This window comes from Streptomyces sp. NPDC005799, from assembly GCF_040630525.1.
Lineage (GTDB): Bacteria > Actinomycetota > Actinomycetes > Streptomycetales > Streptomycetaceae > Streptomyces > Streptomyces griseorubiginosus_B.
On the sequence record NZ_JBEXXQ010000014.1, the window covers coordinates 18,576 to 30,750 of the forward strand.

Here is a 12,175-nt window from a genome sequence, read left to right on the forward strand (position 1 = left end):
CCCGTGGGGGGGGGGGCCGTTGGGGGGGGTGCACCCCGGGGGGGGGGGGGGGGGGGGGTACAGCGCGGGGCTGAGCCCCCACCCCGGGGGGGCGATGTCCGCCAGGTCGTCGGACCAGGGGAGGGCGGAGTCGGCGGTCTTTCGGCGCAGGGCCTGCCACTCGGATTCGGTGGGGCATTTCTCGTACCAGGCGATCGGGGGCTGCGTCGGTCCGGCCCCGGCCCTGTGGAGCAGGGCCAGGCTCCGGCCCACCCAGGCCAGGATCTCCGGGGCGGCGGGGTCGGCGGCGGTTCCGTCCACCCAGTCGTAGAGCTTCAGGTACGAGCCGCCCAGGTGCGGCGGGAGCCGGGTGACGTGGGCGCCCTCGCCGTTCCTCAGCAGGCGTGGTGACGCGATGCCCAGGGCTTCCGAGGCGTCACGTAAGGCGGCTTCGCGCCGTACCTGGCGCTCGTCGCAGCCGAAGAGCATTTCCTTCACTGCCCAGTCGCCGGACGGTCCCGACATCTTCCAGATCCGGCCCAGCGCGCCCCGGGTGACCGGCTCGATGGTCCAGCGGCAGGTGCCGGTGCCGCTGCCGAGGTCGTAGGCCGCGCTCACGTGGTCCACGGCGGCGTACATGGGGCACCTCCTCGTGTCGGCGGGACGGTCGCGGACTACCGCCGCCCCGCCGCGGTCGGCGGCGGGGCGGGTCGGTCAGCCGGTCGAGTACGCCTCGGTTCAGGCCGTCGGCGAGAACACGAACGAGAACTCCGCCGGGCCCGCCTCCAGCCGGTACTGCGGCAGCACGCCCGGTCCGCAGGACGCCGTGCCGATGCCGTGGTGGGCGTGGTCGAGGTTGACCCATACCGTGTCGCCCGGGGTGAGGTCGGTGCGGTGGGTGGCGGCGTCCAGTTGTTCCGTCGTCCAGCGGCGGGCCGTGAGGAGGAACTCCGGGTCGCCCTCGATCCACAGTCCGCCGAGCTCCGCCCAACGGACGTCGGGGCGGGCGCCGTTCTCCTGGGGGCGGAGGTAGGGGGTCTGAAGGTCGTCCACCGTGGACTCGTAACGGGCGACGCGGGACGCCGACTTGGTGTCCGGGTAGCCCTCACCGGGGCCGCCGCCGTACCACCTCACCGTGTCCGCCGCGCCGAGACCGAACCGTACGCCCAGCCGCGGCAGCGGCACCGGCCACTCGCCCTGCGGGCCCACGGACACCGTCAGCCGCAGCCGGTTGCCGTCGGACGTCCAGCGGTAGACGGTCGCCAGTCCGAACTCCCAGGCGGCCGGCGCCACCCGGGTGCGGACGGTCAGCGCGTCGTCGGTCGCCTCCACGGAGTCGATGCGGTGGCGCATGCGGTGCAGGCCGTACTTGCGCCACAGCTCCGCGTACCGGATGCCGTCGTCCCACCCGGCGCCCTCGTCGTTGTCGGTGGTCGCCCGCCACACATCCAGCCGCAGACCGGTGACCGGGACGTCGCCGATACTCCTGATCGCGCCCGTGCGGGCGTCGAAGGAAGCCGGGCCCAGGGTGATCACGCGGTCGCCGAGCACGGGACCGTCGGTGGCCGGGACGGCCTGCAACGGCCGTGCGGAGACCGGGACTTGGCCCCAGGCGACCTCGTGGCCCCGCGGCGCCCACGCGGTGTCCGCCGCGAGCAGCGCCCGTACCGTCCACTGTGCTTCGCCGCGTCCGTGGTCGGCCGGCGGTTCGGGCAGCTTGACGTCCGCCGACTCGCCCGGGGCGAGCGCGGGCAGCGAGAGGGAGCCCGACTCGACGCTCACGCCGTCCACTTGGTACGACCAGTCGAAGGCGAACGCCGACAGGTCGGCGAAGTCCTGCTTGTTCGTCACCCGTACGGTGCCGTCTGCGGCCTCGAGGGAGACCGGCTCGATGACCTTCTTGAACTCCAGCAGGCCGGGGGAGGGCCGCCGGTCGGGGAAGACCAGGCCGTCGCAGACGAAGTTGCCGTCGTGCAGCTCCTCGCCGAAGTCGCCGCCGTAGGCGTAACCCAGCTCGGGATGGGTGACGCCGTGGTCGATCCACTCCCAGATGAAGCCGCCCTGGAGCCGCTCGTACGTCTCGAACAGGTGCTGGTAGTCGGCGATGCCACCGGGACCGTTGCCCATGGCGTGGCCGTACTCGCAGAGGATGAAGGGGAGTTCGCGGCGCTTGTGGGTGCCGCCGTCCAGCTCCTTGCCGATGGTCTCCACCTCGGCGTGACCGGCGTACATCCGTGAGTAGACGTCCGTGTCGCGGCAGTTCCAGTCGCCCTCGTAGTGCACCAGGCGCGAGGCGTCGCGGTCGTGGATCCATTCGGCCATCGCGGTCAGGCCGCGGCCGGTGCCGGCCTCGTTGCCCAGCGACCAGATCACCACCGACGGGTGGTTCTTGTCGCGCTCGACCATGCGGGCGGCCCGGTCGAGCAGGGCCGGGGTCCAGCGGTCGTCGTCGACGGGGTTGTCGCGCCAGGCCTGCTCGGTGAAGCCGTGGGTCTCCAGGTCGCACTCGTCGATCACCCACAGGCCGTACTCGTCGCACAGGTCGAGGAAGGCGGGGTGCGGCGGGTAGTGGGAGGTGCGCACGGCGTTGAGGTTGTGCCGCTTCATCAGCAGCACGTCCTCGCGCATGGTCGCAAGGTCCAGCGCGCGGCCCTTCTCCGGATGCCATTCGTGGCGGTTGACGCCCTTGAACAGGACCGCCTTCCCGTTGACCTTGATCAGGCCGTCGGACAGCTCCACCGTACGGAAGCCGACGCGCAGCGGCACCCGCTCGCCCTCGGTGACCAGTTCACCCTCGTACAACTTCGGCACCTCGGCCGACCACGGCTGGACCGGCACCGTGACCGTCGTCCCCGTCTCGACATCGATGTCCAGGGCGGGCACGAGCACCCGCCCGTCGACGTCGGAGTCGACGCGCAGGGTGCCCTCGCCCGTGAGGTGGTCGTAGGAGGCGTGCACGAAGAAGTCGAGCGCGCTGCCGGCCGGGCGGTGCAGCAGCGTCACGTCACGGAAGATGCCCGGCAGCCACCACTGGTCCTGGTCCTCCAGGTAGGAACCGGCCGACCACTGGTGGACGCGGACGGCCAGGACGTTGCCGGCCGGCTTCAGCAGGTGGCCGACCGCGAACTCGTGCGGCAGCCGGGAGCCCTTGAACTCGCCGATGTCCGTGCCGTTGAGCCAGACGCGGGCGCAGGACTCCACGCCGTCGAAGCGGATCACGGCGCCGCCGTCGGCGGGCCAGTCCGCGGGCAGGTCGAAGACGCGGATGTGGTCGCCCGTGGGGTTCTCCGTCGGCACGTGCGGCGGGTCGACCGGGAAGGGGTAGAGGTGGTTGGTGTAGATGGGCAGGCCGAAGGCGCCGTCGCCCTGGAGCACCCAGTGACCCGGGACCGTGACCTCGGCCCAGTCCCCGGCGTCGAATCCGGGCTCGGCGAACGAGTCGTCCTCGGCGTCGGCGGTCGGCGACACACGCAGCCGCCAGCTGCCGTTCAGGGAAAGGGACTTCGCGTCGGAGGTCGCGTACCAGGCGCGCGGCGGGAGCGCCCCGCTGCCGGGGGAGACGTCCTCTACGTAGTCGGTGGATGGGGGTCCCCCCGCCCGAGCGGAGCCGAGGGTGGGGGAGGTGCGGGTAGTCATCGGTCTCCAGGTCATGGTGAGAACGGCGTCAGCCCTTGATGCCCGTCTGCGCGATCCCCTGGACCAGCCAGCGCTGGAGGAAGAGGAACACGAACACCAGGGGCAGGATGGAAATGGCGGCGGCCATGAAGATCAGATGGAAGTTCACGGTCTGGTTGGTGATGAAGGAGGAGAGCGCGACCTGCACGGTCCAGGCGCTCGGGTCCTGGCCGATGACCAGCGGCCACAGGAAGGCGTTCCAGCCGCTGATGAACGTGATCGTGGCGATCGCCGCGAAGAAGTTCAGCGAGTTGGGTACGACGATCCGCCAGTACGCGCCCCAGTAGCCGAGCCCGTCCACGCGCGCCGCCTCCTCCAGTTCCTTGGGGAATCCCAGGAAGTACTGCCGGAAAAGGAAGCAGGTGAAACCACTGAACAGCCCCGGGATGATCATGCCCCGGTAGGTGTCGATCCAGCCGAGGGAGGAGACCAGTACGAAGCTGGGCACGAAGGTGACGGCGGTGGGGACCATCAGGGTCGCCAGAACGACGTAGAAGACCTTGTTGGCGTGCTTGTAGGGGATGCGGGCCAGGCCGTATCCGGCCATGGAGCAGAACAGCAGGGTGCCCACGGTGCTCAGGACGGCGATCACCGTGGAGTTCCACATGGAGTGGGCGAACTCGACGGTCGGGTCGTCGAAGAGTTCGGAGATGTTGCCCCACTGGAAGGACGGCAGCAGCTTCCAGTTCTCGCCCGTGATCTCCGGGTCGGTGGAGAGCGCGTTGCGGAGGATCAGGTAGAAGGGGATCAGGAAGAGGAACGCGGCGACGGTGACGGCGATGTACAGGCCGGTGTTGCCGAGGACACCTCCGCGCTTCTTGTGGTCCTTGCCGGGCTGCGGTGCGGTGACGGTCACTTGTCCTCCCCTCCTCCGAAGCCCATGATCTTGCCCTGGGCCAGCGTGACGATACAGATGAGCAGGGACAGGATGACCGCGCCCGCGCTGCCGGCGCCGTAGTCCTGGTCGGTGCCGAGGGCCGTTTTGTACAGCTCCATCAGCGGTGTCTGCGCCCAGGTCGCCTTGGTGCCGATGATGTTGAAGAACTCGTCGAACGCCTGGTACGCGGCGATCAGCAGCAGCAGGATCACCGCGGTCGAGGTGGCCCGCAGCTGGGGCAGCGTGATGTACCGGAAGGTCTGCCAGCCCCGCTTGGCGCCGTCGATGGCGGCGGCCTCGTACAGCTCCGGCGGGATGTTCTGCAGCGCCGCCAGGAACAGGATCATGTAGAAGCCGGCCTGGATCCACAGGCGCAGGGTCACGATGACCAGCCAGTACCAGGGCGGGCTCGGGTTGGAGATCCAGGCGGTGTTGTCGACGCCGAACCAGCTCATGACGGTGTTCGCCAGGCCGAAGCGGACGCCGTTGAAGATGGACATCTTCCAGATCAGGGCGGCGGCCACGTAGGAGACGGCGGTCGGCAGGAAGAACACCGACCGGAAGAACGCCCGCATGAAGGTCAGCCGGTTCACCAGCAGCGCGAGCCCCAGCGACAGCGCCCAGGTGGTCGGCACGATGAACGCGGCGAAGACGGTGAACGTCACCAGCGAGCTGGGGAAGTTGCTGTTGGTCAGGATCTGCTTGTAGTTGTCGAAGCCGATGAAGTGGCTCGGCGTGACCGTGTACCGGGCGTCGAAGAAGCTGAGCCAGATGCTCCAGACGATCGGCACGAAGACGAAGATCACCAGGCCGATGAGGAACGGCCCGGTGAAGAGCCAGAAGTTGAACGTCGGGTTGCCCCGCAGACCCCGCCGCGGCCGGGCCTGGGAGGCCTTGGCCGGGGCGGGCTGGGCGACCCCGCGTGTGGTGGTGGTCGACATGTCGTGGTCTTCCCGGCGGCTTATCCGAACAGCTTCTTGAGCTCGACGTCGACCTTCTTGTCGCAGGCGTCGAGCGCGGCTTCGGGGTCGCCGTTCTTGCGGACGGAGGACGCGAGCACGTCGTTGAAGGCGGTGATCATCGTCTGGTCCCAGCCGATGTTGTCGAAGTGGCCGTAGTCCGTGAAGAGCTTGACGCCCTCAGCCGGCAGGCCGGACTTGAGCTTGGTGGCCTGGTTGGCTATCGAGGTGCGCGGCGGGATGTGGAAGCCGTACGAGGTGGCCCAGTCCTCCTGGTACTGCTTCTGGTCGATCCACAGCCACTTCACGTACTCCTTGGCCGCTTCGACGTTCTTGCCCTTGGCGTTGACGAAGATCGACCAGCCGCCGTTGTAGACGGACTGCTTGCCGGCGCTGCCGATCTTCGGGAACGGGAAGACGCCGAGGTCGTCGCCGAGGGCCTTCTGCATGGCCGGCATGGACCACATGCCGCCCCACTGGATGGCGCACAGGCCCTGGTTGAGCGAGGACGGGTCCCAGAAGTCGGTCGGGGCGTCCAGCAGCACATGGCCGCTGGTGAACAGGGTCCGCAGCTTCTTCAGACCCTCGATGACGCCCGGCGTGTGGTAGGCGATCTGGTTCTTCGCGTCGAGGGTGTCGGCGCCGGCCGACCAGATCAGGGAGTTCTGGATCGCGGTGAAGTCGTTGCCGAGGAAGAGGCCCTTGACCTTGCCGGTGGTGAGCTTGGCGGCGGCCTCGATCAGCTCGTCGAGGGTGGTCGGGACGTCGACCTTGGCCTTCTCCAGCATCGACTTGCGGTAGAAGAAGAACTGCGGGTCGTCGATCATCCGGATCCCGTAGATCTTCCCGTCGACCGTGTGGGACTTGATGTCGTTCGGGTTGAAGTCGTCCTTCACCGGGTCGATGAGGTCGCTGAGGTCCGCCACCTGGCCGCTCTTGACGAGCTGCAGCTGCGGGTGGAACTCGAAGACGTCGGGCGCCTTGCTGCTGAGCAGGGTCGCGAAGAGCGCGGACTCGAAGTTGTTGCCCGTGATCCAGCTGGTGCTGACGTCGGCCTTCTTGTAGGCGGCCGCGTACCGCTTGAGGGCCTGCTCCGTACCCGCCTCGCCATAGGCGTGGAAGTACTGGACCAGGTGCTTGCCGGAACCGGACCCGCCGGATCCACCGCGGCCGTTGTTGCTGCCGCACGCGGCGAGGGTGCCGGCTGCGGCCATGCCCGCGGCGGCCCGGAAGATCGATCGACGGGACCAGTTGTTGTTGCTCGTTGCCGACATGCTGACGTCCTTGTCTCTGTTGCGGCTGCGGCTCTGTCGCTCAGCGCCAGATGGCTCAAAGGGATTGCAGTGCGGGAAGCTAAGCGTTCGAGAAGGGCTTAGGCAAGGGGTTGGACGAAGTCTGCGTGAAACGTTGTACGCGGTTCGGGATCCCGAACGGGGGTGTGGTGCAAGGAGGTTGAGGGCCGCCGGGGTCAGGTGGCCGGCGGCCCTCGGTCAGTGGGGGTCGGACCCTGGTCGGATCCCGGTCAGGCCCTGTTCCAGGCCTCGTTCGTGCCGCCGTTGCAGCTGTAGAGGATCACCTTGCTGCCGTCGGCGGTCGCCTGTCCGCTGACGTCGAGGCACTTGCCGGACGCCTCGCTGAGGATCTGTCCGTTGGCGTTGAGCAGCCAGCGCTGGCTCGCGTCACCGGTGAAGTCGGCACTGGTCGTCAGGCCCGAACTCCCGGCCGTCAGATACCCGTTCGCGCCCTTCAGGCCGCCCTTGGCGTCGTACGACCACGACTGCTCGGTGGTGCCGGTGCAGGTGCCGATGGCGGCTCCCGAGGCGCTCGCGGTCAGGCACTTGCCGGACTGCTTGCCCGCCAGCGCGCCCGTGACCGCCGTACTGCCGCGGCCCTTCTGGTCGAAGACGTACGTCGTGACCGAGCGGGCGGCGAGCGTGGCCGACACCGTGCCGCCGCTCACCGAGGGCCTGGCGACCTTCGCCCAGTTCTCGGTGGCCGACGTCCGCACGGCCTGCGCGGCCCGTACCGGCGCCTTGCTGTTGAAGTGCAGACTCAGCGGGGTGTCGGTGGCGTTGTGGTTGTTGACCACGACCACCCACTTGCCGCCGGAGTCGTAGGAGGAGACCTCGACGCCGTCCGGCGCCCCGGTCACGTTGTGCGCGACCGAGCCCGGGCGGACGAACTTGCTGTACTGGCCGAGCGCGTAGTAGCGCTTGGTGAAGTACAGGCTCTGGTTGCCGTTCGTCGCGTAGTCCGGGTCGTAGTAGACCAGGCCGTCGTTCCAGCCGACGTCGTTCTTCTCGGTGGGGGAGCTGCCGTAGCCGCTGGCCAGGGCCACCCACCACTGGAAGGCCGAGTCGTGGGCGGTCGCGAAGTCCTTGTAGATGATCCTCGACATCAGCAGGGCGTTGTCGATGGACGGGTCGTACTCCTGGTTCCAGCCCGTGGAGCCCTTGCCGAAGCAGCAGATCTCCGTGGCCCAGGACTTCTGCCCGACGGTCCTCGACGTCTCGTAGACGTTGGCGAGCTGCCCGTCACTGGGGTTGTTGTACGTGTGGTGGGCGAGCGCGGACACGTACTGGGCGGTGCCCGGCTGCGAGATCCACTGCGGGAGCTCGGAGACGAACTGGGTGGTCTGGCTGGACTCGTCGGCGATGATCGAGGTCTTCTGCTTACGGGCCTTCTGCTCGGCGCCCAACGCCCGCACGATGTCGTCCCGTTGGTCGACGGTGACCTTCATGCCCTCCTGGCCGCACGAACCGAAGTCGTTGTCCGGCTCGTTGAAGGGGCTGATGTAGTCCAGCCGCACGCCCTGCCGGGCGAAGTGCTGGGTCACGTCGGCGACGTACTTGGCGTAGTCGCCCTCGTTCTCCGGCTTCAACCGGCCGCCGCAGCTCTGCCCGTTGGTGGTCCACTGCGCGGGCGCGCTGTTGACGAAGCCGATCAGGTCCTTGACGCCGTATTTCGCGGCGTACTTGAGGAAGGTCCGGCCGCCCTTGTCCCTGCTCCAGTCGTAGGAGCCGTCGGGGTTCAGGAAGTCCCCGGCGACGCGGGCGGGGGTGGTGACCGCGACCCCGCCACCGCCGATGTTGTAGCGGTACGAGCTCAGGGCCAACCCCTGCTGGGAGAAGAGCAGTCGGGCCACCTGGGCCTGCACCTCGGGCTCGAAGTGCTGCAGGTCGTTGACCCACCAGGCGCCGGAGGCACCGATGTCGTCGATCGTCTGGGCGGCGTGGGGGGAGACCTCGGCCGCCGTGGGGGTGGCGGCCGAGGCGGTCGGGGCGGCTGTCAGGGGTCCCGCGACGGCCAGCGCGGCCGCGGCCGCGAACAGGACCGGTCTACTGCGGTGGGGGTGAGACACGTGCATCCCTTCCGTCGTCATGAAGGTGGTGCGGTACGGCTCCTTGCGGGGATGGTGCGCCTTACGGTGGCCCTCTGCCCCACGGACTGCAGCGCCCCCTCGAGCGCGAACGTGGCCGCGCCCAGGCACACCGGGTCGGTGGGAATGGGGGAGAGGACGATCTCGGTGGCGGCCATGGGCCGCTTCAGGGCGTGCCGGGCGACGGCTGCGCGCACCTCGTCCAGCAGGGGCTCGCCCAGTGTCTTGGCGACCCAGCTGCTGAGCACGACCACTTCGGGATTGATCAGGTTCACGAGGTCGGCGATGCCGGCGCCGAGGTAGCGGGCCGTGTCCCGGACCACCTTGACCGCCACCGGGTTGTTCTCGACGACCCCGCGGGAGAGCGCGTCGATGGTGGCGGTCTGGTCCTCGGGGTGCAACAGCGTGCTGTCGGGGCTGAGTTCACGCAGGTTCAGCATGATGCCGGGGGCGCCGACGTACGTCTCCACGCAGCCGTGGTTGCCGCAGTGGCACAGGCGTCCGTCCAGCACGATCGTGTTGTGGCCCCACTCGCCGGCGCTGTTGCTCACGCCCCGGTGCAGCCGCCCGTCCAGGACCAGTCCGGCGCCGACGCCGGTGCCGAGGTTGACCACCACGGCGTCCGTGCGGCCCCGCGCCGCCCCGAACCACAACTCCGCGACCGCGCAGGCGCGCAGCGGGTTGTCCAGGTACAGCGGGTAGGCGATGTGCTCGGTGAGCAGGTCCAGCAGCGGCACGTCGTGCCAGTCCCAGTTGGGCGCGTACTCGGAGACGCCGGTGGCGCGGTCGACCTGGCCGGGGACGCTCACCCCGACGCCGAGCACCCGGGCGCCCTCCACGCCGGCCTGCATGACCACCGAGCCGACGGCCGCGGCGGCGTGGGCGACCACCTGCTCGGGCTGGTTCTCGCCGGGGCGCATCTCCTCGATGGCGCGGGCGAGGACGTTCAGTCCCAGGTCGAACAGCTCGACGCGGACGTACGTCTCCGCGATGTCGACACCGATCAACGCGCCGCCCGACGCGTTGACGGCGACGAGGCCCCGGGGGCGGCCGCCCGCCGAGTCCTCGAAACCGACCTCGGTGATCATCCGCAGGTCGAGGAGTTCGCCGACGAGGGTGGCGACCGTGGCCAGGCTCAGTCCGGTGGCGGCCGCGAGCTCCTGGCGGGAGGTGGGGGACTCCGCGATGATCTGGCGCAACACCTCGTACCGGTTCGCGGTACGGATGTCACGCGAGGTGCGCTTCACTGGCGTCTTCACTGACGTCGTCCCCATCCCTTCCCAGGCGGCCCGGAGCCGGGTCGGTCCCGACACCAGCACCGGCGCGGCGCAAGGCTATGGCCTGCGGGGGACTTTCGACAAGGGATTGGAAAAGAGTTGAAGAGGCCCGGTCGTAACACCGGTCGTAACACCGGCCGGGACGCCGGTCGGGATGCCGGTCAGGACACCGGGATCCGGGTGAAGCGGCCCGCCACGTGGAGGTCGGCCTCGACCAGGGTCGCGGTGCGGCGCAGTTCGGGGAGGATATCCCGTACACACTCCTCGACCGAGTGGCGCGCGGCGTGCATGGCGACGTTCAGGGCGGCGACGGCGCGGCCGGTGCGGTCGCGGACCGGGACGGCGATGGAGCGCAGACCTTCCTCCAGCTCCTCGTCGACCAGGGCGTAGCCGGCGGCGCGGACCGCGTCCAGGATGGCGGCCAGGGCGGCGGGGTCCGTGATCGTGTGCGAGGTGAGAGGACGCAGCGCGCCGAGCGTACGGTCCGGCTCCGGCAGGTCCGCCAGCAGTACCCGGCCCATCGAGGTCGCGTACGCCGGCAGCCGCGTCCCGATCGCGAGGTTGACGCTCATGACGCGGCGGGTGGCTACGCGGGCCGTGTACTGGATGTCGGGGCCGGAGAGCACGGACAGCGAGGTCGACTCGTGGACGCGGGCGGCGAGTTCGGCCATGCGCGGGCCGGCGATCTCGGGCAGGGTCGTACGGGACAGCGGCGGGAAGCCCAGGCCCAGCACGCGGGGCGTCAGCTCGAAGAAGCGGTCGGTCGCGCGGACGAGGCCCAGGTGCTCGTACGTGATCAGCGCCCGGCGCGCGGTGGCCCGGGCCAGGCCCGTCGCCTGGGCGACCTCGGTGAGCGTCAGGGCGGACCGCCCCTCGCCGAAGGCCGTCAGCACGGTCAGTCCGCGGGCCAGCGACTCGACGAACTCCCGGCCGAGCTCCTGCTTCGACGCGCCGGTCCAGGTGGCGAGACCGGACGGCGACGCCTCGCCCTTCCGCGGCGGTGCCGCGCGCAGATCGTCCTCCATGGCCCGTACCGCCGTTCGCAGTCGGGGCAGCAGGGTGTCGCGCAGGTCGGCCGCGGTGTGCCGGCTGGTGTGACTGACGACGCTGGCCGCGCAGACGATGCGCCCGGTCCGCGGATCCCGCACAGGCACGGACACCGCGACGAGCCCCGGCTCGATCAACTGATCGTCCAAGGCCCACCCGTCCTCCGCGGCCGCCGTCACCCGCCGCTCGAAGTCCGGGGCGGAGTGGGGGTCGGGTTCACCGGAACCACGCACGGCACGAACCGCCTCGGCCGGCTGGGCTGGTGGCTCGGCCTCTCGGTCCAACTCCGCCTCGCCGTCGGTGGTTTCCCGCGGCGGGACCGCCGGAAAGCTCCTGTCCTGCGGGTCCGCCGTCCGGCGTTTTCGCCATGCCTGCCAGTCGGGTTCGGTCCACTCCGTGGCGAACAGCGGACCCGGTGCCGTGCGTTCGGCCGGGAGGAGGTCGCCGATGCGGAAGCTGAGGGACATCGCCCGGCGCCGGGTGGCCTGGTGGATGAAGCGGATGCCGTCGCGGTCGGCGACGGCCAGGGACACCGACTCGTCCAGCTCGTCGGCGAGGGCGTCCGCGCGCGCGTCCAGCAGCGCGGGCAGGCGCAGGGCGGCGAGGTAGGCGTTGCCCAGCTCCATCAGCCGTGGGGTGAGGAACACGTCCCGGCCGTCGAGGCGGACGTACCCCATACGGGCCAGCGTCGCGGTGACCCGGTCGACCGTGGAGCGGGCCAGGCCCGTCGCCCGCTCCAGCGCGCTCAGGCTCAGCGTGCCGCCCGCCTCCGTCAGCCGGTGCAGCACGGCGACCCCGCGGATCAGCGGCGTGACCGCCTCGGCCGGTACGGCGGACGAGGCGACGGCGTCGGGCTCGGGGTTCGCGGGCATCGCTTCTCCGGTACGGCGGTCAGGGCAGCCCTACCGTAATGCGACCGACGCCGGCTCACCGCCGCCCACCAGCCCCCAGGGCGGACGCCTGCCCCTGCTCACCGCGGGGT

General features: G+C 70.0%; 8 protein-coding genes. All 8 read right to left on the reverse strand.

Annotation, left to right across the window (positions count from 1 at the left end; translation table 11 throughout):
- Window positions 1-618: phosphotransferase (locus tag ABZ453_RS15875; RefSeq protein WP_359015500.1), on the reverse strand; the 618-nt coding region annotated here is incomplete at its 3' end.
- Window positions 619-717: 99 nt separating this feature from the next.
- The gene (locus ABZ453_RS15880; protein ID WP_359015501.1) at window positions 718-3,615 is read right to left on the reverse strand and encodes a glycoside hydrolase family 2 TIM barrel-domain containing protein; all 2,898 of its coding nucleotides are present in this window, start codon (window positions 3,613-3,615) and stop codon (window positions 718-720) included.
- 28 nt (window positions 3,616-3,643) lie between these two features.
- Entirely contained in the window at window positions 3,644-4,510 is an 867-nt protein-coding gene (locus ABZ453_RS15885) for a carbohydrate ABC transporter permease (RefSeq protein ID WP_359015502.1), read from the reverse strand.
- A complete protein-coding gene (locus tag ABZ453_RS15890; RefSeq protein ID WP_356762905.1) occupies window positions 4,507-5,472 on the reverse strand; it encodes a sugar ABC transporter permease in 966 nt (321 codons plus the stop codon). The genes ABZ453_RS15885 and ABZ453_RS15890 overlap by 4 nt, the downstream gene beginning before the upstream one ends.
- A 20-nt stretch (window positions 5,473-5,492) precedes the next feature.
- Window positions 5,493-6,764 (reverse strand): sugar ABC transporter substrate-binding protein, encoded by a 1,272-nt coding sequence (locus ABZ453_RS15895; protein WP_359015505.1) that lies wholly within the window; start codon window positions 6,762-6,764, stop codon window positions 5,493-5,495.
- Between the two features lie 248 nt (window positions 6,765-7,012).
- Window positions 7,013-8,857 (reverse strand): glycoside hydrolase, encoded by a 1,845-nt coding sequence (locus ABZ453_RS15900; RefSeq protein WP_359015507.1) that lies wholly within the window; start codon window positions 8,855-8,857, stop codon window positions 7,013-7,015.
- A gap of 11 nt (window positions 8,858-8,868) precedes the next feature.
- Window positions 8,869-10,116, reverse strand: coding sequence for an ROK family transcriptional regulator (locus ABZ453_RS15905; protein WP_359015669.1), 1,248 nt, complete (start codon window positions 10,114-10,116; stop codon window positions 8,869-8,871).
- A gap of 191 nt (window positions 10,117-10,307) precedes the next feature.
- Window positions 10,308-12,065, reverse strand: coding sequence for an IclR family transcriptional regulator C-terminal domain-containing protein (locus ABZ453_RS15910; protein WP_359015509.1), 1,758 nt, complete (start codon window positions 12,063-12,065; stop codon window positions 10,308-10,310).
- Window positions 12,066-12,175: the final 110 nt, after the last annotated feature.